Annotated in this window: 17 protein-coding genes; 6 read left to right on the top strand and 11 right to left on the bottom strand. The window is 58.0% G+C overall.

The genetic code is table 11. From position 1 onward, the window contains the following. Position 1 precedes the first annotated feature (1 nt). Both QEZ52_RS07285 and QEZ52_RS07280 read left to right on the top strand, forming a co-directional pair. On the top strand, positions 2-979 hold the full coding sequence (locus QEZ52_RS07285) for an ABC transporter ATP-binding protein (RefSeq protein ID WP_406648992.1): 978 nt from the start codon (positions 2-4) through the stop codon (positions 977-979). Further along, a complete protein-coding gene (locus tag QEZ52_RS07280) occupies positions 976-1,932 on the top strand; it encodes an ABC transporter ATP-binding protein (protein ID WP_406648990.1) in 957 nt (318 codons plus the stop codon). The genes QEZ52_RS07285 and QEZ52_RS07280 overlap by 4 nt, the downstream gene beginning before the upstream one ends. A 136-nt stretch (positions 1,933-2,068) precedes the next feature. On the opposite strand, the gene QEZ52_RS07275 is transcribed toward QEZ52_RS07280, so the two are convergent. Next, positions 2,069-2,743: a GntR family transcriptional regulator gene (locus tag QEZ52_RS07275; RefSeq protein WP_406648988.1), complete on the bottom strand. Its 675-nt coding sequence runs from the start codon at positions 2,741-2,743 to the stop codon at positions 2,069-2,071. A 1,008-nt stretch (positions 2,744-3,751) separates the two neighbouring features. Between QEZ52_RS07275 and QEZ52_RS07270 the strand changes: the two genes are divergently transcribed. Genes QEZ52_RS07270 through QEZ52_RS07260 form a run of 3 tightly spaced genes read left to right on the top strand, consistent with a single transcriptional unit; the run spans position 3,752 to position 8,599 of the window. Beyond that, positions 3,752-5,686 carry a PrkA family serine protein kinase gene (locus tag QEZ52_RS07270; protein ID WP_406648986.1) on the top strand — a complete coding sequence of 645 codons (1,935 nt, stop codon included), beginning with the start codon at positions 3,752-3,754 and terminating at the stop codon, positions 5,684-5,686. 22 nt (positions 5,687-5,708) lie between these two features. Next, entirely contained in the window at positions 5,709-7,040 is a 1,332-nt protein-coding gene (locus QEZ52_RS07265) for a YeaH/YhbH family protein (protein WP_406648983.1), read from the top strand. Beyond that, positions 7,037-8,599, top strand: coding sequence for a SpoVR family protein (locus tag QEZ52_RS07260; protein WP_406648981.1), 1,563 nt, complete (start codon positions 7,037-7,039; stop codon positions 8,597-8,599). The genes QEZ52_RS07265 and QEZ52_RS07260 overlap by 4 nt, the downstream gene beginning before the upstream one ends. Positions 8,600-8,645: 46 nt before the next feature. Here QEZ52_RS07260 and QEZ52_RS07255 read toward each other — a convergent pair whose 3' ends face one another. Beyond that, complete coding sequence (locus QEZ52_RS07255; RefSeq protein WP_406648979.1) at positions 8,646-9,029, bottom strand: rhodanese-like domain-containing protein; 384 nt, start codon at positions 9,027-9,029, stop codon at positions 8,646-8,648. Between the two features lie 308 nt (positions 9,030-9,337). On the opposite strand from QEZ52_RS07255, the gene QEZ52_RS07250 reads away from it, so the two are divergent. Next, entirely contained in the window at positions 9,338-11,245 is a 1,908-nt protein-coding gene (locus QEZ52_RS07250; RefSeq protein ID WP_406650376.1) for an elongation factor G, read from the top strand. Between the two features lie 218 nt (positions 11,246-11,463). Here the strand turns inward: QEZ52_RS07250 and QEZ52_RS07245 are convergent, their stop codons facing one another. From QEZ52_RS07245 to QEZ52_RS07205, 9 genes are all read right to left on the bottom strand, one after another. Next, complete coding sequence (locus QEZ52_RS07245) at positions 11,464-12,204, bottom strand: Asp/Glu racemase (protein ID WP_406648976.1); 741 nt, start codon at positions 12,202-12,204, stop codon at positions 11,464-11,466. Next, positions 12,201-13,268, bottom strand: a complete 1,068-nt coding sequence (locus tag QEZ52_RS07240; RefSeq protein WP_406648974.1) for a pyridoxal phosphate-dependent aminotransferase — start codon at positions 13,266-13,268, stop codon at positions 12,201-12,203. Before QEZ52_RS07240 ends, QEZ52_RS07245 begins: the two co-directional genes overlap by 4 nt. Continuing rightward, the gene (locus QEZ52_RS07235; RefSeq protein WP_406648972.1) at positions 13,265-14,914 is read right to left on the bottom strand and encodes a hydantoinase B/oxoprolinase family protein; all 1,650 of its coding nucleotides are present in this window, start codon (positions 14,912-14,914) and stop codon (positions 13,265-13,267) included. The genes QEZ52_RS07240 and QEZ52_RS07235 overlap by 4 nt, the downstream gene beginning before the upstream one ends. A 12-nt stretch (positions 14,915-14,926) precedes the next feature. Then, on the bottom strand, positions 14,927-17,005 hold the full coding sequence (locus QEZ52_RS07230; RefSeq protein WP_406648969.1) for a hydantoinase/oxoprolinase family protein: 2,079 nt from the start codon (positions 17,003-17,005) through the stop codon (positions 14,927-14,929). A gap of 264 nt (positions 17,006-17,269) precedes the next feature. Next, entirely contained in the window at positions 17,270-18,556 is a 1,287-nt protein-coding gene (locus tag QEZ52_RS07225; protein WP_406648966.1) for a peptidoglycan-binding protein, read from the bottom strand. Between the two features lie 240 nt (positions 18,557-18,796). Then, entirely contained in the window at positions 18,797-19,810 is a 1,014-nt protein-coding gene (locus QEZ52_RS07220; protein ID WP_406648964.1) for a GGDEF domain-containing protein, read from the bottom strand. Next, positions 19,807-20,394 (bottom strand): heme NO-binding domain-containing protein, encoded by a 588-nt coding sequence (locus QEZ52_RS07215; RefSeq protein WP_406648960.1) that lies wholly within the window; start codon positions 20,392-20,394, stop codon positions 19,807-19,809. Before QEZ52_RS07215 ends, QEZ52_RS07220 begins: the two co-directional genes overlap by 4 nt. Positions 20,395-20,489: 95 nt before the next feature. Further along, complete coding sequence (locus QEZ52_RS07210) at positions 20,490-22,271, bottom strand: hypothetical protein (RefSeq protein ID WP_406648959.1); 1,782 nt, start codon at positions 22,269-22,271, stop codon at positions 20,490-20,492. Positions 22,272-22,568: 297 nt separating this feature from the next. After that, positions 22,569-24,128, bottom strand: a complete 1,560-nt coding sequence (locus QEZ52_RS07205) for a trimethylamine methyltransferase family protein (protein WP_406648957.1) — start codon at positions 24,126-24,128, stop codon at positions 22,569-22,571. Positions 24,129-24,176: the final 48 nt, after the last annotated feature.

The following is a 24,176-nucleotide window of genomic DNA, read 5'->3' as shown; positions in this document are numbered from 1 at the left end:
CATGACACTGCTGCGCATACGCAACCTCTCTGTCGATTTTGCCACCTCGTCGGGATCTTTTCGGGCGGTGGACGGCGTCGACCTGACGCTGGATGAGGGCGAAATCCTCGCCATTGTTGGCGAAAGCGGATCCGGAAAATCGGTCTCGATGCTGGCGCTGATGGGGCTGTTGCCCTGGACCGCGACCATCACGGCGGATGAAATGTCGTTTCAGGGACAGGACCTGCGCGGTCTCAGCCCACGGGATCGACGCAAGATCATCGGCAAGGATATGGCGATGATCTTTCAGGAGCCGATGTCGTCGCTGAACCCCTGTTTCACCGTCGGTTTTCAGATCAAGGAAGCCCTGCGCATCCATCTGGGACTGGACCGGGCCGCACGCAACAAACGCGCCATCGAACTGTTTGAAAAAGTCGGCATCCCGGCTCCGGAAACCCGCCTGAATACATTCCCGCACCAGATGTCTGGCGGGATGAACCAGAGGGTCATGATCGCCATGGCCATCGCCTGCAGCCCCAAGCTGTTGATCGCGGACGAACCCACCACCGCGCTGGATGTCACTATTCAGGCGCAGATCCTGGATCTGCTGGTTTCCTTGCGCAAAGACACCGGCACAGGGTTGGTGTTGATCACCCATGACATGGGGGTTGTTGCTGAAACCGCCGAACGGGTTCAGGTGCAATACGCCGGTCAAAAGGTCGAAGAACAACCCGTCCGAAACCTGTTCCGTCACCCATACCATCCCTACACCACGGCGCTTTTGGCCGCTCTGCCGGAACGCGCCACATCCAGGCTGTTGCCCTCGATCCCCGGTGTCGTGCCGGGGCAATTCGACCGACCGGCTGGGTGCCTGTTTGCGCCGCGCTGCACCCACGCCACAGACCTGTGCCAGACAACGCCCCCGCGCCCCGAAGCCCCCGAATTGGGCCGGGCCCTGTGTCACCATGCGCGGACATTGCAAGAGAAAGAGCTGACATGAGCGCCCCAATCGTAAAAGCCGAAGGGCTGGCCCGCTTCTATGATGTCAAAGAGGGCTTCCTGTCCAAGACCCAGACCGTGCGCGCGCTTGCCGGAGTCGATTTCGAATTGTCACCGGGTAAAACGCTGGCGATCGTCGGAGAGTCCGGCTGTGGAAAGTCCACTCTGGCCCGCCTGATAACGATGATCGAAGAGCCCAGCGCAGGACGGTTGACCCTGGACGGCACCGAAGTTCGGCCCGACACATGGGCATCGCTGCGCGAAACCGTGCAGATCGTGTTCCAGGATCCTTATGGCTCGCTCAACCCACGCCAGAAAATCGGCACCATCCTGATGGAACCGCTGGTGATCAATCGCCCGCAGATGCCCGCAAGCGAGCGTGAAGCCAGCGCGCGCGAGATGATGGACCTGGTGGGATTGCGTTCGGAACATTTTGATCGCTATCCGCATATGTTCTCCGGCGGCCAACGACAGCGTATTTCCATCGCGCGCGCTCTGATGCTGAACCCCAAAATCCTGGTGCTGGATGAACCGGTGTCAGCGCTGGATGTGTCAATCCAAAGCCAGATTCTGAACCTGTTGGTCGAACTGCAGGACCGGTTGGGGCTGGCCTATTTGTTCATTTCGCATGATTTGTCGGTGGTCAAACATTTCGCCGATGACGTGATCGTCATGTACCTGGGCCGTGCCGTGGAAAAGGCCAGCAAACAGACGTTGTTTGCCGCGCCTCGCCACCCCTATTCCAAGGCCTTGTTGTCGACCACACCACGCGCGGACCCCGAAGCCAAAAAGGATCGGATCAAGCTGGAAGGCGAGTTGCCATCGCCCCTGAACGTACCGCCCGGGTGTGCTTTTGCACCGCGCTGTTGGCTGGCAACAGACACGTGCCGCGCGGCAATGCCACCGATGGAGGGTGAGACCGGACATCAGGTCGCCTGCTACCATCCATTGTAAGCCCATTGTAAGCCGGTCGAAATATTGTCGCAGGCGGGCACCGGGATAGGCGTTTTGAAACGCCTGTCGACAGGGCCGTGCAAGGGCGTTGAACCCGAGCTCTAACCGCGTTGTCAATCGGTGCCGAAGCGGCTTTTCAGGTTTGCGGCTTGGCGTGGATATGTTCTTCCAACGAAGCCTTTGCCCCCAGGATATGGTCGGCCGTCAGTTGCGCGGCTTTGTCCGCGTCGCCCTTGCGGCAAGCGTCCAGAATGGCCTGATGTTCGCGATCCGCACGTGACATCCCCCCGCTCAGAACCAATTGCGCCCGCAGGTAACGGTCGATCCGGTCCATCGAATTCTCGATCACGCTCAGGTGATAGGGCCGTCCGCTGGCACGGTACAGGGTCGCATGGAACCCACGGTTCAGATCACCATACTCCATGGGCTCGCTCGCGGCTGCAAACTTCTCCAGAAACTGCTGGGCCTGATCCAAGACCCCAGAACTCATGACCGGCACAGCCTGCCGGATCACTTCTGCCTCGAGAAAGGCCCGGAAATCAAAGATTTCGCTGGCCTCCTGCATCGAAAGCGCCGCCACGACAGCGCCCTTGTACCGTACGGTTTTGACCAGCCCTTGCTGCTCCAGCATGGTCAAAGCTTCACGCACCGGTATGCGGCTGGTGTTGAACATACGGGCAATCTCGTCCTGGCGGAGCGGGTCTCCATCCGATAGATCCCCTTCAACGATGGCTTTGCGCAATGCGTTAAAAATGATCGTCGCCGCCGATGCGGTTTTGCCGATATCAACAGCCTGAAACTTACCTGCCATGTCACTCCCCCATGAACGATCCCCGGATCTTTGGCCTCGTCACATGCGATATTGGCAATGATTTTGGGAAAAGGGAATAATGTATCCATTATCCAATCTGGATTTGCACCCTGAAACAACGATGATCGCAAACCAGAGCCGTCGACCATCGCTGCACCACCTCTAATTAGCTCATCTTTGATCCCATGGCGACCCGAAGGGTACATCCCTGGACAGCGCCACGACCTGGGCCAAATTCGCGTGAGAAACAGAACCCCTCCTGACGGAGCGGTTGCAAACAGAACATAGGCCCCCATCCGATGACCCGCCCCATGAACATTTGGTTCGACGTTGTGCACCCTCAAAGTGTGTCTGGGACAAATACTGACGTGGACGTAAGCCGCAGATGCGTCAACTGTCTTGTTTCCGCACAAAGAATCACATTCGCATATGTGCGAAATCCTGGCCCGCCTCCCTTCACAAAATCGCGACAGCCGCCCGGATTTTGGCCCAAAAGGTCCGTCTGGAACGCAGAAAATTCATCGAGAAACCAAGTTTGAAGCGCTAGTTGTTTCAGTTTTGTGATCGCCTGTACGCCCCCGTCCCCCCCTGTGCCTCCCTGTGCGCGCCGATGACCTGATGTGTGTTTTCATGTAGGAAATGTTGGCTGATTGGATGCCTGGGCCATCGAAACCCCGGCCTCGCCCAGGATCCTCTGGTGCGTGCCGAGCCGCTCAGACCAGTGCCATGATCACGGTCTCTCCAACAGTCTTTGAAGGTTGTTAACCAAATTGGGATAGAAAAATCCAAGGAATTGATGTAACATGAACCCAATCGCCAAATAAAATGTTGAATAGATTCAACACTCTGGATTGCGCGCGCTGTGCCAAACCAGGGAATGGCAGCCCGTGAGCGGGTTTGGGCAGGCTCAGAAAACGTTGTGGACAAAGTTTCCTCACGTGCGGACAGCACTATGTTTTCGCACAGGGAGGACCGTGGAGGATATTGGCAACCAGGAGGTACGTGTCGATGAAGGACATTGTCGAGCTTTTTGCGGAGCAGTACGCAGAAACAAAAGAGCAGGAGATGTCGCTGCATGACTATCTGAATGCATGTCGCGAAAATCCCCAGACCTATGCCACCGTGGCCGAACGCATGTTGGCCGCCATCGGAGAGGAAGAATTGGTGGATACCTCCAAGGATCCACGCTTGGGCCCTCTCTTTCAAAACCGCACCATCAAACGATATGCCGCCTTCAAGGATTTTTACGGCATGGAGGATACGATCGAACGGATCGTTGGCTATTTCCGCTATGCAGCGCAGGGGTTGGAGGAGCGCAAGCAGATCCTGTACCTGCTGGGCCCCGTCGGTGGCGGTAAATCCTCGCTCGCCGAACGGCTGAAACGGCTTGTCGAAGAACAACCCATTTATGTACTCAAGGCCGGGGACCAGATCAGCCCGATATTTGAATCTCCGCTGGGGCTGTTTGACCCGACCCGCATGGGCGACATGCTCGAGACCGAATACGGCATCGCAAAACACCGCCTGCCCGGCCTGATGTCACCCTGGGCCGTCAAACGGCTGGACGAATTCGACGGTGATATTTCAAAGTTCACGGTCGTCAAGCTGCACCCCTCCCGCCTAAGACGCATCTGTGTGGCAAAGGTGGAACCGGGCGATGAGAACAACCAGGATATCTCGACCCTGGTAGGCAAGGTCGATATCCGGCAACTGGAACATTACAGTCAGGATCACCCGGATGCCTATTCGTTTTCCGGCGGATTGAACCGGGCCACCCAGGGCATCATGGAATTCGTCGAGATGTTCAAGGCTCCGATCAAGATGTTGCACCCGTTGCTGACCGCAACGCAGGAAGGCAATTATATGGGCACCGAAAGCTTTGGGGCCATCCCGTTCACCGGTCTTATTCTGGCCCATTCAAACGAAAGCGAATGGCAGGCGTTCAAGAACAACAAGAACAACGAAGCCTTTATCGACCGGGTCAGCATCGTCAAAGTCCCCTATTGCCTGCGCGTGACCGAAGAGGCGATGATCTATCATAAACTGTTGGAAAACAGTGAACTGAACAATGCATCCTGCGCACCGGAGACGTTGCGGATTCTGGCCCGCTTCAGTGTTTTGTCACGCCTGAAACCACATGAGAACTCGAACCTTTATTCGAAAATGCGCGTCTATGATGGCGAAACACTGAAAGATACCGACCCCAAAGCCAAGACGGTTCAAGAATATCAGGACCATGCCGGTGTCGACGAAGGTATGAGCGGCGTGTCGACACGGTTCGCGTTCAAGGTTTTGTCCAATGTGTTCAACTATGACACCAAAGAGGTTGCCGCCGACCCGGTGCATCTGATGTATCTGCTGGAGCAGATGATCAAACGCGAACAGTTTCCGCCCGAGACCGAAGCCACCTATCTGGAGTTCATCAAGACCGAACTGGCCCCCCGGTACGAAGATTTCATCGGCAATGAGATCCAGAAAGCCTATCTGGAGAGTTATTCGGAATACGGGCAAAACGTGTTTGACCGTTATATTTCCTATGCGGATGCCTGGATCGAAGAGCAGGATTACAAGGATCCTGACACCGGACAGCTGTATGACCGGGAGATCCTGGACAAGGAACTGTCCAAGGTCGAAAAACCGGCCGGGATTTCAAACCCCAAGGATTTCCGCAACGAGGTGGTCAAATTCGCCCTGCGCCACCGCGCCAACACCGGATCGAACCCGGCGTGGAATTCCTATGAAAAGCTGCGCGACGTCATCGAAAAGCACATGTTCAGCCAGGTCGAAGAGCTGCTGCCCGTGATCAGTTTCGGGTCCAAGAAAGACAGCGACACCGAAGGCAAGCACATGGAGTTTGTCGAACGCATGCAAAGCCATGGGTATACCACTCGCCAGGTCCGGCGACTGGTCGAATGGTACATGCGTGTGAACAAGGCAGGGTAATCATCGAGGAGGTGCACGTACGATGCATCACTTTATCGACCGCCGTCGCAATCCCAAAGGCAAGAGTCTGGGCAACAGGCAACGGTTTCTGCGCCGCACCCGTCACCATATCAAGGACATGGTCGACAAATCGGTGCAGAAACGATCGGTCAAAGGCGACGGGACCGACGATCACAGTGTCGGCGAACGGGTCACGATCCCGGTCAAAGGCATTCGCGAACCTCGGCTGACGCAATCCAATACTGGCGGGTTTCGTCAACGGGTATTTCCGGGCAACAAGGACTTTGTGGTGGGGGACAGTTTTCCCCGCCCCAAAGGTGCTGCTGGTCAGGGCGGGCGCGAAGGGGCCGATAGTGGCGAGGGCGAAGATGGGTTTTCCTTCAACCTCACCCGCGAGGAATATCTCCAGATCCTGTTTGACGGGCTGGAACTGCCGGACCTGATCAAAAAGGCGTCCGTGGAAACCGAAACCATCGCGACCCGACGGGCGGGCATCACCACATCCGGCACTCCCAACAACCTCAACCTGGTGCGCACCATGCGCAACTCTTTGGGGCGACGGATTGCGTTGAAACGCCCGTCGGCGGATGACTTTGCCAAACTGGAGCAAGAGATCGTCGATCTTGAGGCGTTGAACGATCCAAGTGCTGCACAGATACGTCTGTTGGCAGACCTGCGCCATCAGTTTGAGGCATTGGAACGCAAACGCCGGGTCGTCGGCTATATCGACCCGCTGGATCTGCGGTTTGATACGTTCACGACGGAAAAAGTGCGCAATTCCAAGGCTGTGATTTTTTGCCTGATGGATGTGTCGGGATCCATGCAAGAGCGCGAAAAGGATTTGGCAAAAAGGTTCTTCATCCTGTTGAACCTGTTTCTGGAACGCGCATACGAGCATTCGGAGGTCGTGTTTGTTCGTCACACACACCACGCACAAGAGGTCGATGAAGAGACGTTTTTCTATGCCCGCGAAACCGGCGGCACCATTGTCAGCACCGCGTTACAGGAGATGCGCGACATCATCGACGACAGATACCCGAGCGACGAATGGAACATCTATGGGGCCCAGGCGTCGGACGGGGAAAACTTTGGCAACGACTCGGTCAAATGCGAGAGCCTGCTCACGGAACTGCTTTTGCCGTTTTGCCAATATTTCGCCTATGTCGAAATCGTCCCCGAAAGCGAAGACCGGCTGTTGAACGACCCAGGTGCCGGGGGCGATCTGTGGCATTCCTATCGTCGGGTCAAACAGAATTTCCCCAACTTTGAAATGCTGCGCGTGTCGGAACCGGCCCATATCTATCCGATGTTCCGCAAACTGTTTGCCAAGAAAGTCGCGGGAGACACCTCATGATCGATTCCACCACACATGCGCGTCCGCTGTTTGACGGCCCGGACTGGAGCTTTGATCTGATGAGCACGGTCCATGATGCGATCCAGGAAATCGCGCTGAACGATCTGGGACTGAATATCTATCCCAACCAGATTGAAATCATTTCGGCGGAACAAATGCTGGATGCCTATTCCTGTGTCGGAATGCCGTTGATGTATCAGCATTGGTCCTTTGGCAAACATTTCGTGCGCGACGAAACCTATTACCGAAAGGGGATGATGGGGCTGGCCTATGAAATCGTGATCAATTCAAACCCCTGCATCAGCTACAACATGGAAGAAAACACCATGGCAATGCAAACGCTGGTCATGGCACATGCGGCCTTTGGACATAACCATTTTTTCAAGAACAATTATCTGTTTCGCGACTGGACCGATGCGTCGGGCATCCACGACTATCTGGCCTTTGCCAAAAACTTCATCGCCGATTGCGAAGAACGCCATGGGTTGGATGCGGTTGAACAGGTGCTGGATGCGGCCCATGCATTGCGCGATCAGGGGGTGTTTCGGTATGGGCGCCCCCCCAAGCCGACAGCACAGGAACAGGCGGCGATGTTACAACAGCGCGAGGGTGCCAAAAGCGGTCGCAGTGTTCTGGATCTGTGGACCGACACGATATTGGGTTCTCCAGAACAGGCCCAATCCGAGGGCGAGGCCGCGCTCAGTTCGCGCCAGGGGGAGCTAAGTCTCCCACAGGAAAATCTGCTGTATTTCCTGGAAAAACACAGCCCCAATTTAGCGCCCTGGCAACGTGAAATCGTGCGGATCGTGCGGTATCTGGCGCAATACATGTACCCGCAGAAACAGACCAAGGTGATGAACGAAGGCTGTGCGACCTTCACCCATTACTACATCATCAACCGGTTGTATGAGAAAGGGTTGATCACCCAAGGCGCATTCATGGAGATGATGCACAGCCATACCAATGTGATCATGCAGCCGGAATTCGACGACCCGCGGTTCAACGGGCTCAACCCTTATGCCATCGGTTTTGCCATGATGCAGGATATTCGGCGGATCTGCGAAAACCCTACGGTTGAGGACCGTGAATGGTTCCCCGAATTTGCAGGCGATCCTGATTGGAAATCGGTGATGCGCAATGCCTGGGCCAATTACCGGGATGAATCCTTTATCCTGCAATTCCTGTCACCGCATCTGATCCGACAACTCAAGCTGTTTGTTATCACCGACGACGAAAAACAGGCCAATCTGGTGGTCAGCCAGATCCACAACAAACGCGGATACCGCGAGGTGCGTCAGATTCTGGCCCGGTCCTATGATCTGGCGTTTCTGGAACCGGATATTCAGGTGGTGGACGCAGACCTGAAAGGCGACCGTGAATTGCAACTGGTGCACCGGGTACAAAACGGCATTGATCTGGTGGATGAGGACCGCACCGAAGTCCTGAAGCACATCAAGCGTTTGTGGGGCTATGAGGTGAAACTAACTGGGATTGACCGCGATTCAGGCGAGACACTGTACAGCCGCACCACGCGGGTTGCTGCGGCGGACGCCGCCTGACACCGGGATCTCGGGGCGCGCCATACCAGCCCGCCCCGGTGCTGTCTTACATGCCGGGGTCTACCGGTTCCTGTTTGGGGCCGGCCCAATCCCCTAGCCCACCCAGATTGAACACCTGATCATACCCCATGTCCCGCAGAAGCTTTCCCGCGAGGGCCGCACGTCCACCGCTGGCACAATGCAGCACAATCACGCGCTCCGGGCGCATTTCGGGATCGTGAAACGGGCTGGCCGGGTCAGCGCGAAACTCCAACATCCCACGGGGGATATGGTGCGAACCGACGGCACGCCCGGATTTCTCCAACTCGGGTGCATCGCGGATGTCCAGCAACAGCGCCCCCTGCCCCATCAATTCCTGCGCGCGACTGCTGTCAATGCGTTCAACTACGGCATTCGCCTCTTGCATCATGGCTTGTAATGTCACCGGCATTCGAGATCTCCATTTCAATATGTCGGGCGTACGGTATTGCAAGGTACGCGCGCTGACCAGACACCTGCGTCACCCCGACGCTCGGGAAATTGCGCAATAAGCTTGACCCCGCCCCTTGCATGGCGAAAAATCCAAATGTTGCCGAATGGTTGAGACCTCTTGCGACGTGGCCCGATGCGGCCCGATGCGACCAGTGGATATCGGCGACACTGTGGATATCCATGGCCGTTTTCCTGCGCGGACCCGCCGCACGATCCCCGCTGTCGTGCAGCGCAGGAATTGAGATATGCATGAGAGAGGTACTGACGATGAGGGTATTCACGATATTGGGGCCGTCGCATTCAGGCAAGTCAACTCTGGCGGCAACATTGGCGGGGTTGGATGACACTCCGCATCAGACCCTCGACATCTCTGGTACTGCCAGCGTGCACACGTTCAGCTATATGGGCGAAGATTGGGGCGCGATCGACATTGCAGGCGGCGCTGAAAACCTATGTCAGGCGGGGCCTGCGCTCGCTGCCAGCGACGCGGCGGTGCTGTGTGTGCCTGCCGACGCCGAGGCCGCAGTGCTCAGCGCCCCATTCATCCGCCTGATCGAAGAGGCCGGTATTCCGGCCTTTCTGTTCATCAACAAGGTGGATGTTGCCACTGACCGGCTGAGCGATATCGTCATGGCGCTGCAGTCCTATTGCGGCCACAATATCGTGTTGCGTCAGGTTCCGATGCGTGACGGGGACCATATCGTCGGCGCTGTAGATCTGATATCCGAACGGGCCTGGGAATATCACGATGGGGAACCTTCCACCCTGATCGAAATCCCCAGCGACGTACTGAACCGCGAACAGGAGGCCCGGACCGAACTGCTGGAGGCTTACTCCGATTTTGACGACACGCTCCTGGAACAGTTGATCGAAGACAAACAACCCATGGCTGACGACGTTTTTGACGTGGCCACCCAGGTTCTGCAACACAACGATCTGGTGCCCGCGCTTATTGGATCTGCCCTGCATCGCAACGGCATGACCCGGATCATGAAATCCCTTCGTCACGAAGCCCCAGGGATTGAAGCCACCTGTGAACGCCTGACAACCGGCAAACCCCCACAGGCGGTGGGATGTGCCGCCGATCTGGTCAAACATCTGGGCAAAACCATCGTGGTGCGCGCCTTGGGCGGGCCTGTTAACAGCAACACAGCCCTGGCTGGCGGGTCGATCGGCAATTTGACGGCCGTCGGATCCGGGCAACAGATTCAGGAATTGGCCCCCGGGCAGTTGGGCGTTGCGGCCAAATCCGATCAGCTGTCTCTCGGCTGGTCGTATGACGCGGATGGCGCATCGGCGTTGCCTGGTTGGGCCAGCGGTCACCCGTCAACCTATCGCCGCCTGATCACACCGGTGAGCGAACGCGACGAAACCCGGCTGACGACAGCGCTGGACAAGCTGTCCGAAATCGACCCAGCCGCCCAGGTCAGCCAGGATGAACAGACGGGACACGCAGTTCTATCCTGCCAGGGACCGCAGCATTTGCGCCGTCTCATTGCCATGCTTGAACACAGCTTTGGCATTGAAACCACACAGGAACAGCTGCCACCGACGTTACGCGAGACCATCACCAAATCCGTGGAACACCGCCACCGTCACCGCAAGCAATCCGGGGGTGCCGGACAATTTGCCGATGTGGTGATCGAATTGGCCCCTCAGACCCGCGGGGCCGGGTTCCGGTTCGACGAGATCGTCAAAGGTGGTGCTGTGCCGCGTAACTATATTCCTTCTGTGGAATCCGGTGCACGCGACGCGCTGGCCAAGGGGCCAGTCGGGTTTCCGGTTGTCGATGTGAGCGTGACGCTGAAAGACGGAAAACACCATTCGGTCGACAGTTCGGACTATGCCTTTCGAACGGCTGGGCGCAACGCCGTGAATGACGCGATGGCAACGGCGGCACCGGTTCTGTTGCAACCCATCATGAAGATCGACATCCACGTTCCATCGTCCTTCACCGGGGCACTGGTTCCGGTGATCAGTGGCATGAAAGGTCAGGTTCTGGGGTTCGAGGCACATCCGACGGCCGCCGGATGGGACGTGTTCAACACGCTGTTGCCGATGTCGGCCCTGGATGATCTGGCCAATGCCTTGGCGTCAAATACCCGTGGGACAGCCTGGTACACGTCCGACTTTGACCATTATCAGGAAACCCGCAAAGAAGATTTCGGCCTTTAGGCACGGGCGACGAGGCTGGGGGACGCTGTCCCCCAGACCCCCTGAGGTATTTTTGACCAGAAAGAAACAGAGAGCTATGCCCTTCCACGATCCTGAGGCTGTATGGCCCACAGGCCAAATGCGTCCTTGGGCGTTTCGCGAGACACCGGAACCGCCTGACATCAATGATTTCAACGTGTTAATCGAAACAGTCTCTCTCAAGCTTTTCACGACACGTTTTAAAGCAGATCAAAAAGCCGTCCCGGTGCATCATCATGACGGGGCAGATCCAGCGCACGCATCAGGCAGAACATCATCGCCTGGTTCGAGGTAACAACCGGTTTGCCCAGCGCCGCTTCGACCCGAGTGATGCATTCGACCGACCGCATATCCGTGCAGCTGAGCACGATGGCTTGCGCATCGGGGTGATCCGCTTGCAGCGCCAGCTCAAAGACTTCATCCGGCGTCAACTCTCCCTGTCCATAATTGCCCAAGGGGCGGCCAACATCGTGGCATTTGACGGTTTCGATGCCCTGCCCGGACAAAAATCGCATGGCCTGGTCGTTGATTTCCCCTAGATAGGGCGAAGCAAAGCCCACCCGCGCCGCGCCGAGCGCCTGAATGGCAGCCACCAAAGAACCCGCAGCTGTCAGAGACAGCGCACCAGACCCGGATTTGATCCGTTCGGACAGATCCGCGTCAAAGGCTGGCCCGTGGGTCAGCGTCGCCGAGGTGCATCCATACAGAATGGCATGGGGTCTGACCCCGGACAACAGCATCAGCGGTTCGGATATATCCGAAGACCCAAGACCCGCCATCTGATCAGAGCCGGGGATTTCATCAACGTCATAGCCGCCCATACGGGCACAATGTATGGTCGCGCCGGGCGGGCACAACAGTTGCATATCCGGTTCGATATTGCAGTTGGTATAGGGCACCAGAACCCCGATCCGGGGGCCGTTACGGGTGATCGTTGTCATGTCAGCACTCCTTTGAGAACAGCAACGGCACGGTCCATCACCGTTTGGTCGCAGATTGTGGCCCGCAGGCAGTCCGACAGCCCATAGCACCCCATGCCCCGCATCATCAGGCCATGTCGCCGCAGCGCCTGATCCGCGCGTCGGGCATCTTCGGCAGAGCCAAATTGCATCAAGGCGAAATTCGTCTGAGACGGCGGGACATGCAGACCCAAGGCCCGGCACTGTGTTGAAAACGCATCGCGCAGTGCGCCGGTCCTGGCGACGATATCGGATAGATGCGCCTGATCCTCTATCGCGCCCCGCGCCATCTGTTGTGAAATGATCGAAACGTTGTTGGGATTCAGAACCTTGCGGATTTCGGAACCGATCCGGTCAGGGGCATAGGCCCAGCCCACCCGCACGCCGGCCAGCGCATAAGCTTTGGAAAAGCTGCGGGTGATGATCGTATTGCCCAAATCGACAAGCGCGAACAAACACGCCGGATCGTCCAGCGGGTCAGCGAATTCACCATAAGCCTGGTCAATGACCAAGAGTACATCATCCGGCAGATCCCGGCGCAACGCCACCAGATCTGCGTTGGCGATTGTTGTGCCGGTCGGGTTGCCCGGATTGCAGACAAACACGATACGCGTCGCTGGCGTAACCCGGGCCAGGATTTCGGTTGGAGACACCACCAGATCCAGTTCTGGTGCGGTTACATATCGGGATTGGCTCAGCTGACAGGCGGTCGCAACATAGGCATAGCCAAATTGGCTGCCCAGAACTTCGTCACCGGGTCCCGAAAAGGCCGAAATCAAAGCGCCAATCAGCTCCATCGACCCGGCCCCGCACAGGATACGGCCAGCGTCCAGCTGATGCACCCGGGCGATTGCTGCACGCAGGTCAATCCAGTCAGGATCGGGGTAAAGCGCCGCCTGCGCCAGCGCCGCCTGCCCTGCGGCCAGAGCCAATGGGCTGGGGGCAAAGGCGCTTTCATTCTGGGCCATTGAAACGGCACCTTCGGGCCCCAGGTCGGCCAAAGCATAGGGGGCCATGGCCCCGATATGTGGAGTGGGATTGATCATGTGGCACCTCCGTATTTCTTGGCTCCGGTCGGCGTGACCAGACCACGGGCCAGATCCTGCGCGAGCGCCTGCGGATCACGCAGGAGCGGATCACCGAAACCACCCCCGCCCGGGGTTTCAAAAATCAACCGCTGACCGGGTTCGACCCGCAATTCACCTTTGCCCGGAATATCCGTGTCCGCGCCGTCGAACCGGATGCGGCCCGGTGCGCCGGACAGCCCCCCGGCCCGGCCCTGTGCTGGAAACTTCAACCGTTCAACCGACAGGAACACCAGGAATGCCGCATCATTGGTCGCGCTCAATTCAATGCGCTGCCCCAATCCACCGCGATACTGACCGGCACCACCGCTGTCCGGGCGCAATTCGCGCCGCCAGATTGTGACAGGTGCCACAGCCTCAGTGATCTCGATCTGGCTCCCCCAGACGCCGGACGGATAGGCCGTTGCCGACAATCCGTCTGCATGGGGTCGTGCGCCGGTGCCGCCATTATGGACGGGTTCGATGGCGAATTCGAGCCCCCCGTCGCGGGCCACCTCGGGCGCGTGGCGCATTGGCAGATCAAACATGCACGAGGCCCCTTCGGCGGGCACCCGTTCAGGCAGCGCCTGATGCAGGCACCCGAACACCAGATCCGGCGTCATTTGCCCCAAGGTGTGCCGCATTGCCACCGGCACCGGCCGCTGCGCGTTCAGGATACATCCCGCAGGTCCCGTGACCTCAAACGGCTCGAGCGACCCGGCGTTGTTGGGAATGTCCGATCCAACGATACAGCGCAGCGCAAACACCGTATACGCCGTCGCATAATTCAGCGGCACATTTATGCCCTTGTTGGAACACCCCGAGGTGCCATCGAAATCCACCACCATTCGGTTGTCGCTGATGGTGAGTGTCGCGTGCAGCTCGATTTCGCGATCATAACCATCCGTGCGCATGGCATTGCGATAAACGCCATTGGGAACTTCTGCGATAGCCTCCAATGTGCCCCGCCGGGAGGTGTTGATGATGTAGGCGGACAATTCCTCGAGATCGTCGAGCTTGTATTCCTCCATCATGCCCAGCAGCCGGTTCACACCAGCTTCGCAACAGGCAATCAGAGCATAGATGTCGCCTTCGTTGGCAATGGGTTCGCGAGAATTTGCCCGGATGATGTCCATCAACAGCGGGTTGGGCACACCACCTTCGACCAGCTTGCAGGGGGGGATCAACAGGCCTTCGTCATAGATGTCCGACCCCTCGGGCCCCATGCCCAGACCACCCAGATCCACCAGATGCGAGGTGCAGGAGGTAAAACCAACGACCTTGCCGTCCTTGAACGCGGGCATCATCAACAGGAAGTCGTTCAGATGCCCCGAAGCCAACCAGGGATCATTGGTCATATAGATGTCGCCGGGCTGCATCTGTTGTGACGGAAACCGGGCGCGCAGGTGTTGCACCGCTTCGGCCATGGTATTGATATGGCCAGGCGTTCCGGTCACGGCCTGGGCCAACATCTGTCCCCGGGCGTCAAAGATCCCGGCCGAGATATCGCCGCATTCGCGCACGATCGGGGAAAAGGCGGCACGGATCAGGGTTTGCCCCTGCTCCTCGACCAGCGCCAACAAACGGTTCCACATCACTTGCAGGCGGGCATTGCTAATTTGGGTCATCTTGGTCTCTCCTCAGCCCTGCCGTGTCAGGATCAGGTTGCCCAGAGCATCGGCCCGAGCGGTGAAATCGGCACTGACCAGTGTGGTGGTCTGTGGTTCAAATATCAGCGCGGGCCCGTGCACCACATCCCCAGCACTCAGATCGCAACGGGCGATCAGATGCGCCTGTTTCAGGGTGCCATCAATGTCACAGCTGATTTCGGATGTATCGTGTCGGGGCAAAACCCGTTCGGGTGGCGCGGCAACCGCATTCTGAACCCTGCGGGCCGGGGTCGACGCATAGACCGCCCAGTTCAGGATCTCGATCACCATACCCGGCACCGGACGCGAAAACTGGCGGCGATATTCCGCCTCGAACGACTGGGTCAGCAACGGGAGATCGCCCGCAGCAAGATCATGGTTCGGCAGCGAAATCTCGATCTCATGCCCCTGTCCTGCATAGCGCATGAAGGCCGTGCGGCGCAGCTCGATCTTTTGACCATCAGCCCCCAATTCTACAACCGCGCGGGCTTCATTTCCCATGTCGGTCAACAGCGTGTTGACACCCGATCCGATGTCATCAAGCAAGGTATAACGGCTACGCACGATTTCAAACGACACCGGCGCAAACAGGAAACCGACGGCGGAACCGACCCCGGGGTTTGGCGGAACCAACACACGCGACACACCACAGGCCCGGGCTACGCGTGTTGCGTGCAATGGGCCATTTCCACCATAGGCAATCATTGTGCGATTCCCCAGATCCTTGCCCGATTCCACAGCATGCATGCGTCCCGCGCTGGCCATGGATTCATCGACGATGCGGCTGACCCCATCGGCGGCCCCGGTGGCATCGGTCCCCATCTTGTCCCCTATGTCGCGGGCCAACACCCGGCGGGCGGCCTCGGGTTCGATCTTCAGGTGGCCCTCTGCAAATGTTTCGGGTCGGATATAGCCCAGTGCTATGTCACTGTCGCTGACTGTCGGATCATCGCCGCCGCGACCAAAGGCGGCTGGACCAGGCTCTGATCCCGCACTGCGCGGACCGACGTTCAGCCGGCCCAGACGGTCCACTGCCGCGATTGATCCACCGCCGGCCCCGATCTCGATCATCTCGATCACGGGAATGCGAACAGGCATACCTGATCCCTTGATGAACCGCGCGGCGCGGGCAATTTCAAACTGTCGCGCGGTCTGGGGGCGGGCATTGTCGATCAAACACAGCTTGGCCGTGGTGCCGCCCATGTCAAAGCTCAGAACCTCATCCAACCCCGCCTGCGCGGCAATCCGTGCGGCCAGAATGGCCCCACCAGCAGGACCGGATTCCACCAGCCGGATCGGCAGGCGCGCCGCCGTTTCCAACGTGCACATTCCGCCGCCCGCAGTCATCATCAGGATCGGACAGGTCAGCCCCTGATCGGAAAAAGCTGCCTGGAAACGTTCCAGGTAATGGCGCATCAGGGGCTGGATATAAACATTGGCCACGGTGGTGCATAGCCGGTCAAATTCGCGGGCTTCTGGGCTGACCTCGGAGGAAATTGACACCTCCAGATGCGGGCGCGCGACCTGTATCAATTCCCGCAGATGCCGTTCATGGGCGTCATTGGCATAGGCATGCATCAGGCAGATGGCGACAGCCTGTGCACCCGAACCATCAAGCGCCGTCAACAGATCCGAAATGTCTTCATCCAAAGGGATCAGTACCTGCCCATCGGCAGACATCCGTTCACATACTGTAAAGGCCCGCTCCCGCGTCACCAGCAAATCAGGTTTTTCCAGATCTATGTCATATTGCGAATAACGTCGCTCATAGGCGATTTCGAGGATGTCGCGAAAACCCTGGGTGGTGATGGTCGCAACCTGTGCGCCACGCCGTTCGATCAGCGCATTGGTTGCCAGGGTTGTCCCATGAATAAACCCAGTCACCTGGTGCAGCGCGCGTCCGCTGTCCTGCATCACCCGCGTCGCGCCCAAAAGAGCCCCCTCGGCCGGATTGTCATGGGTTGTCAGGGTCTTGGTCGAAGCGAGGATCTGATCCTCACCGGCCATAAGAACGGTATCTGTAAAGGTGCCACCGATATCGATCGCCAGACGCAGCGCGTCATGAGTCATGTTGCAGGTTCCGAGAATTGAAAACAAAGGACAAACAGCGTGAGCGGGTGTCACACACCCCAAGCGACCGTTCAGGTCACCAGATCACAGCCGGTCGCACGGCGCAGCAGAGATGGCACAGTTTTCATATCACAATGGTTGATCCACAACCGACAGTCTCGCAACCAAAAAAAACGGGGTCATGGCAACAAAAATTCGGGGCCATAAAAAACGCGCTGCCCCAACCAAGGGCAGCGCGCAGATGAAAAATCAGGCCCAAGCCGATCAGTTGTTAGAGGATGAAAACACCGGGATCGTGGTCGCGGCCTGTCCACCTCCCGAGAGCGCAGCCCGCAGAACGGCAATGCGGTCAGGTGTTTGGCCGGTGAACGGCGCAGCACCTGCATCCAAGGAGGCCAGCGTCATCTGCATCCAGCTGGCCGCCGCCAAAGACGAACTTTGGGTGCCGAAACCGCCGCGCAGGTGGTGGCTGACCAATTCGGCATAAGCCGGCTCGCCGCCAGCGCTCAGAACCAGAGCCGAGGCCAGGGCCATTTCGGAATTGTCATTGCGATACCCAACCCCCAGGCACACTTTACCGCCCGAGATCAACTGTGCGATCGGATGGCCGGAATTCTGCAGAACCACACCGATCTGACGGGTGACCTGTTGCGGATCAGTTGTGCTGAGCGCGCCCATATGCGGTTGGATCACTTGGGTCAGCCCATCGCATTGCTGTTCGATCTGCGCCGGTGTCATGTTGGGAATGGTGGATTCGACCCGGGCTGCGTCAACCTGAACCTGCGTGCGGGCCAGACAGAATTGTTCAGACAGCGCAAATTCGGCATCGCCAATACGGGCGGCTGACGTGAGCCCACCATTGGTCGTGGTCATGACATTGATTTGGTTGCAATGCGTCGCGGCGGATTGTTCCGTAGGTGTAAAATTGAATGTCGGCAGCGCCGCCGTCTGATTTCGGGCCAGAACACCCTGGGGCTGCGCGGCGGTTGGAGCAGGCGCGGTCACCGGCACGCTCGCTGGCGCTTGGGATGCCGCTGTATAGGGCTGCTGATACTGACCCTGTGGTGTGGCAATGCCCAGCTGTTCATTGCGATAGGTCCGCAAAACCCCGATCGTCCCCTGGCTTGCCAGGATCTGGTTATAGGGCGCGACATGAATGCTTGCCTGCGCGCGATGGTGACTGTTGATCAGAAATTCGCGTTCATAGTCGTCCAGATACCCGTCTGATGTGTACCCCATGTCAGCCTGATACCGCGAAATCCCAGCGCGGCTGCGCCGCCCCAGGGAACCATCCACCGCCCCTACGTTATATCCAAAGTAATTCAGGGATTCCTGAACCTGCCGGTTCTGCGCCCTTTGGGCCGAGGACACTGTAGACGTGCGACGGGTTGTGGTCTTGCGGCGCTTGCTTTTGTTGACTTCGTTCACGATTGCGCCGCCGATGATCATTCCACCCAGCAACGCGGCCGCATCATTGGCTTGTGCGCGTTGCACGGGACCCAGAACCAAGCTGGCCGCGACGGCTGACATACAGAGTTTACGAGCAAACATTTTTCCACCCTCATGAATTGGCCGCCTCATGGGAGCCCCTGGTCGACGGCGTGGTATTAAACTTATGAAAAACCTGCTCTCAGCCGACCAAATACAATCATCTGTGTCAAGGTTTCGATACAGATGATCATCCCCCTGTCCCTATTCACAGGTCGAGATCGGGCCCAATAACCTCGGTTCCCTCCATTTTGCAGGGGTGTCACATAGGGTCGGACATTCTGGCAGCATGTGCACCGCGTACTAATTCGCCACCGTCTTCTGCTCTTCGGTTTCCTCCAGCGACGGGTCATAAAAGAAATGCTGCGCCCGCCCTGCATTTTTGGCCGCGTATAATGCGACATCCGCCTGGTGCAAGAGAACGGCCGCTTCGGTCTTTTGGTCCGGAACCGACAGCGCAGTGCCGATGCTGGCCGAGATCCGACAGACCTGACCATTAAAGAAAATCGGCTCTTCCAGTTGATTGATCAGACGGCTTGCAATCCTGTCCAGGATGTCCCGGTCCTGCAAACCGTCGAACAACAGAACGAATTCATCACCGCCCACCCGTGCAACAGTATCCGATTGGCGCGTTTCCGCGATCATGACCTGCGCCACATGTTCCAGCACATGATCCCCAGCAGCATGACCCAGTGTATCATTGACCGTCTTGAAATAGTCCAGATCCAGGTTCATTACGGCAAAGCAATTTGATTTGGAGATCGTGCGATCCAGAATGTGGTCCATGGCGCGGCGGTTCTTCAACCCGGTCAGCGTATCCGTAAAGGCCTGTTCCTCTGCCGCAATCATGGCGTCCTGCAAACGCAGGTTCAACGTTCGCGACGCCTCCATTGCTGCCGACTTTGCCTCGACCAGATACAACAGTTCAATCGTCAGATCCGTTGCCGAAAAATCGGCGCTGGTCAGCGCATAGTCCCGCACCGCATCCAGCACCGAAATACCAAAAGACAGATTGACCAAAGCTCCCTTTTCCTCTGGCAAGGGAACCAACACCCCTTTCAGGCTTGTTCTGGGTTGATCTCTGAAACACAGGTGCAGCTTGGCCCCGGCCGTGGACATCAAGGTTTCCATACGGTCAATCGACCGGGGACGGTTCAATTCGAACACTTCCAGGAACCGCTGGCCTGGCATCAGGCTTTGTGGTCTCAGCTTTTGCAAGGTGGGCCCTACGCGCAGCATATGGCCCGTCTCGTCCAGCATGACATACATTGGACAGATACAATCAAGGATCTTGGCGAATTCCGGCGACGAAATCATCCTGCCCGGGCCCCCAGTTCAAAGCTGCGGCCTTCTGCAAACGCGGTTTCAATCAAAGTTATGGAAATCACATCGGTTTGCCCACCCGATGGATTCAAGTCCAGCATGGCCAACGCACCATAGTCATCGGCCATGGCACGCAGAACGCCCACCATGACGCTGCAAAACCCCGGCAATCCGGGGTGGCAAGTCAACGTGAATTGATCTGATGCATATTCCCTCAGTTCCATGGCGGGAAGATGCAAATCCGACACTGCCAACCGTGCGCGATCAGGCAGATCATCCAGCGAATGCAGGAATTCGACATAAGTCACCCCTCCAAACCGCAATAGACGACGCAGCGCTTCAAGCTGGGGATGTGATACCAGAAAGGTTCCCATATCCTCCAGGATTTCATCCAACGGTCGACCCAATTCGCGCCCCAGTTCAGCGAGCACTTTTTGTGACTGCTCATCTTCATAGATCAGCATCGCCTCAAAATCGGTGAATCCCAGGCCGGCACGGTCCATCACCGTGTGCCATCGTTCCTGTCCATATGTGTTGCATACAAATGATTGTATGGCCTTGTTGATCAGACCGTGCATGTCTGGCCTCTCTAGTCGCGTTGCCCAGATTTCACCGGACAACCCTTAAGAAAAACCCAACAAATAAAACTGGAGGTACTTTTGACCTCCCTGTTTCAGGGGATGGCCTCGAGCGTCTGGCCACCGATATGCAAGGCAACGCCACCGCGCGGGCGCAGGTCAAAGTCGCCGTTCAACGCATCGGCCACTGCGTTTGCAGGCAGTTCAGGCCAGCCACGGGTTGCCATGTCATACGCATCCTGAACCTGGACACCGTCCGCGCGAACAATCAGATGGTTGACCCTGGTTCGATTGAATTCATCCACAAACAGGACCATCGCCTGTTCTTCTGACCCCGGCAAAAACTGTCCCCGGATCATAACACAGCCTGGTGTGCCTTCGGGCCTGATCTGTGTACAGGCCGTCAGCCATTGCGTCCGGCGGAACTCTGGCAACCCGGACAGATCCGCAACACTCAGGGGGTTGTTTTCAGGGCGGACAGGCATTGCAGCGACGAGTTGGGCCAGTTCTTCGGGTGCACGCTGGTCAATCAATGTCTGTTCAAACCGATATTTATCGGGCTGCGTCTGCACGACCTCGATGCTTTGGACCAATTGGGCGTGTTCCGGATGATCAACCAACGCCTCGAGTCGGGCCAAACCCGCCTGCCCGGCAGTGCCCCAATCATGTTGCATTGCCCACAGGGCCAGTTGCTGCGTCGTCAACTCACCGGCAGAAAACCGGGTGATCTGGCTGTTCGTGCTGATCCGGTTGGCATCCAGTACCGGCGTCAGCCACGCCGCCGATACTGTCATGACACCAAAGGCCATGATCACATTCCATCCACGAATGAGTCCGGTCCAGCGACGGTTGATCAGTGAGGCCCCGGCATAGCCGGCCCCATACAGCCCCAGGACGATGGAAAACACCGCTGCCAAAACGCGATCCGGCGTCCATCCATATTGGGCCACCCGGATCGCAATCGCCCAGATCGCCAGCCCCGCCAACCCGGGCAGCAGAATTGCCAGCCCCCGTGTTGCCAGGTTGAGCCCCGCCGACGACACCCGGGCATCGTCATCCCGATCCACGGCAATCGAAATCAGACATATTGCCGAGATGCACACCGACATCAGCGTTCCAGCCGAGGACACCGCGCCAAACAATTGCGAAAGCCCCCGAAACGGCAGGGCAGCGAGAAAGAGCGCGACGATCACCAACACAAAGGGCACTAGCATGCGGAACATCCGCAGCACGACAAAAGGAGACAGGGTTTGGCGCAGCTCGTACACAACCGCGAGCCCGAGCCCCAGAACACCTCCGCTGAGACCGAACACCACCCATTCAGAGTCCAAGAGCCGTTCGATCAGATCAATGCCGATCAGATTCATCAACGCATCCGACAAAAACACCAGCAACCAGAACACCGACACCAGGATCCAGGCCAACAGATAGCGCGTGCTAAAGGACCAGGCTGTATCAAACAGCAGCGCGTAATCCCGCCAGGCGCTGCGATTGCGCAGGATCACCGAGAGGAAGGGGGTTGCGAGATAGACAAGAAGCACCGTGACTGTCAGGGCCGGTGCCCGATCAAGCAGCTGCATCGGATCGACATATCGTTGCCCCCCCAAGGACACCAGAACCGTCGCCGGTACAGCAATCAGCCCGGCACCGATCAGCGCCCGCCCCATGGACACCGGGCCAATCAGTGCGAGAACCACCGCCGCATAGACCGAAACAAATGTGAATGCCGCCAGAAATGCACCCCGGGGCCAGGCCGAATGGTTCCAGTTCTCGCCCAACCCCCACAGCGCCAAAGCCAGTCCGCTCCCCAAGACGCTGAACAACAGGCGATCCTTCATCAAGGATGCGGAGGATGGTGCAGGGACAGAAGCGGGCATGAGCGATCCTTGATGCGACGCAGGGGCCTGACTGTTCTAGCCCAGCGTGGATCACAACTGCAACGCGGCGCAGTCCCGCATCGGCACCCGCCCGCCCGTAGGGCCAGGCATTGCGGCAAACGACACCAGACAAACGCAGCGAAACATGAGAGCCAAGAGGGGGCTCTGCCCCCGCAGCCAAAGGCTGCTCCCCCGAGGTATTTTCGACCAGAAAGAAGCCGCTTTTTCGGGGAGTGATAAAGGATACGCAGACGCCGGTTGCGGGCGTCCTGCGCTGTTTTTCAGGGCCGTGCCGGATTAGAAATCGGTCGGGGCGCCGCCTTCGGATTTGCGCCGCGCCACAAAGTCGGCAAGCTCATCGCGGATAGCGACATCCATCGGGGGCTCTTCGAAGTTGGCGATGATGTCTTTGAACATGTGATGGGCCCGTTCCGGGGTCCAGATGGCACCAGCGGCCTCCCAGCCTTCGTAGTTCTTCCAGTCGCTGAGGAAGGGTTGGTAAAAGGCGGTGGAATAGCGATCCTGGGTGTGCTGAATGCCAAAAAAGTGGCCTTCGTTGCCGACCTCTTGGATCGCATCAAAGGCAATGTCATCGGTGTCGGTGCGCCAGATCTCGGGCTGGCTATAGCGCTGGATCTGTTGCAGGATTTCGCAGTCCATGATGAATTTTTCGGGGCTGGCGATCAGCCCGCCCTCGAGCCAGCCAGCCGCGTGATAGACCATATGGGTGCCCGATTGCACGGCCGCCCAGAGCGAATTCGAGGTCTCCCACATAGCCTGACCGTCCGGCACATTGGCCGCGCAAACACCGGAAGACCGCATTGGCAGGTTGTAAAACCGCGCCATCTGGCCGGTCATCTGGGTCGAACGCATGTATTCCGGTGTACCAAAGGCGGGCGCGCCGGTCTTCATGTCCACATTCGAGGTGAATGTGCCGATGACACAGGGTGTTCCGGGGGCCACATATTGGAACAGCGCGATGGCACAGAGGCTTTCGGCAATCGACTGTGCTACCGCTCCGGCCATGGTTACCGGTGCCATGGCACCCGCCAGGGTAAAGGGCGATACAACGATGGCCTGGCCACGCCGCGCCAGCCGCAGACACCCGTCGATCATCGGGTAGTCGTGTTTCAACGGCGAGGTCGAGTTGATGTTGGTGTACATATGCGGTTTTGCGTCGAATTCTTCGTGGCTCAGCCCGCCCGCGATACGCACCATCTCCATCACGTCCTCGACCCGCTCCTTGCCCAGGCTATAGGCGTGCATGGCCTTGTCGGTGATGGTCAGCTTGTCAAACAGCACATCCAGGTGACGCACCGACGCATGAATATCAACCGGTTCCACCGGATAGCCACCGGCAAAGTGGATGCAGTTGAAATACTGGGTCAGTTTGAGAAGATTCTGGCACATCTCTCGGTTGCCGGGCACCTTGCGGCCAATTTCCATGTCCCAATAGTTTGGTGGCGATGAGACATTGCCAAACAGCATGTGGTTGCCACCGATGGGAATGGTCCGATCCGGGTTGCGCGGGGTGATGGTGAATTCGCTGGGGGCCTTGGCGATCATCTCCATGATGAAATCGCGATCAAAACGGACCAGCTCACCATCGACCTTGCAGCCAGCCTGTTTGAAGATCGCCAGCGCTTCGGGGTTCAGGAACACCACACCGATCTCTTCGAGGATCCGCATGGCGCCTTCGTGGATGGCTTCAACCCCTTCGGGCGGCATGGGTTCGATCGGATTGTCCCTGTTGATCGGGATCGACCAGGGCATTTGTTCAATCACCGAGGTTCCGCGCCGTGCCGATGCCCCTGCCCGACCGCCACCGCGCCGTTTGCGTCCCGCCGAATCTGCCATGCCATGTCTCCCTTGCGTCATGATGTGTCGAATTTGTGCCGTTGACCC

The sequence above is a fragment of the Aliisedimentitalea scapharcae genome, assembly GCF_045277565.1.
Lineage (GTDB): Bacteria > Pseudomonadota > Alphaproteobacteria > Rhodobacterales > Rhodobacteraceae > Aliisedimentitalea > Aliisedimentitalea scapharcae.
This window is presented reverse-complemented; position numbering and strand designations above follow the sequence as displayed.

What these genes read in the sequence shown, in the direction of transcription:
- QEZ52_RS07285 (WP_406648992.1), top strand. Translation starts at nt 2, where the DNA reads ATGACACTGCTGCGCATACGCAACCTCTCTGTCGATTTTGCCACCTCG.
- QEZ52_RS07280 (WP_406648990.1), top strand. Translation starts at nt 976, where the DNA reads ATGAGCGCCCCAATCGTAAAAGCCGAAGGGCTGGCCCGCTTCTATGAT.
- QEZ52_RS07275 (WP_406648988.1), bottom strand. Translation starts at nt 2,743, where the DNA reads ATGGCAGGTAAGTTTCAGGCTGTTGATATCGGCAAAACCGCATCGGCG.
- QEZ52_RS07270 (WP_406648986.1), top strand. Translation starts at nt 3,752, where the DNA reads ATGAAGGACATTGTCGAGCTTTTTGCGGAGCAGTACGCAGAAACAAAA.
- QEZ52_RS07265 (WP_406648983.1), top strand. Translation starts at nt 5,709, where the DNA reads ATGCATCACTTTATCGACCGCCGTCGCAATCCCAAAGGCAAGAGTCTG.
- QEZ52_RS07260 (WP_406648981.1), top strand. Translation starts at nt 7,037, where the DNA reads ATGATCGATTCCACCACACATGCGCGTCCGCTGTTTGACGGCCCGGAC.
- QEZ52_RS07255 (WP_406648979.1), bottom strand. Translation starts at nt 9,029, where the DNA reads ATGCCGGTGACATTACAAGCCATGATGCAAGAGGCGAATGCCGTAGTT.
- QEZ52_RS07250 (WP_406650376.1), top strand. Translation starts at nt 9,338, where the DNA reads ATGAGGGTATTCACGATATTGGGGCCGTCGCATTCAGGCAAGTCAACT.
- QEZ52_RS07245 (WP_406648976.1), bottom strand. Translation starts at nt 12,204, where the DNA reads ATGACAACGATCACCCGTAACGGCCCCCGGATCGGGGTTCTGGTGCCC.
- QEZ52_RS07240 (WP_406648974.1), bottom strand. Translation starts at nt 13,268, where the DNA reads ATGATCAATCCCACTCCACATATCGGGGCCATGGCCCCCTATGCTTTG.
- QEZ52_RS07235 (WP_406648972.1), bottom strand. Translation starts at nt 14,914, where the DNA reads ATGACCCAAATTAGCAATGCCCGCCTGCAAGTGATGTGGAACCGTTTG.
- QEZ52_RS07230 (WP_406648969.1), bottom strand. Translation starts at nt 17,005, where the DNA reads ATGACTCATGACGCGCTGCGTCTGGCGATCGATATCGGTGGCACCTTT.
- QEZ52_RS07225 (WP_406648966.1), bottom strand. Translation starts at nt 18,556, where the DNA reads ATGTTTGCTCGTAAACTCTGTATGTCAGCCGTCGCGGCCAGCTTGGTT.
- QEZ52_RS07220 (WP_406648964.1), bottom strand. Translation starts at nt 19,810, where the DNA reads ATGATTTCGTCGCCGGAATTCGCCAAGATCCTTGATTGTATCTGTCCA.
- QEZ52_RS07215 (WP_406648960.1), bottom strand. Translation starts at nt 20,394, where the DNA reads ATGCACGGTCTGATCAACAAGGCCATACAATCATTTGTATGCAACACA.
- QEZ52_RS07210 (WP_406648959.1), bottom strand. Translation starts at nt 22,271, where the DNA reads ATGCCCGCTTCTGTCCCTGCACCATCCTCCGCATCCTTGATGAAGGAT.
- QEZ52_RS07205 (WP_406648957.1), bottom strand. Translation starts at nt 24,128, where the DNA reads ATGGCAGATTCGGCGGGACGCAAACGGCGCGGTGGCGGTCGGGCAGGG.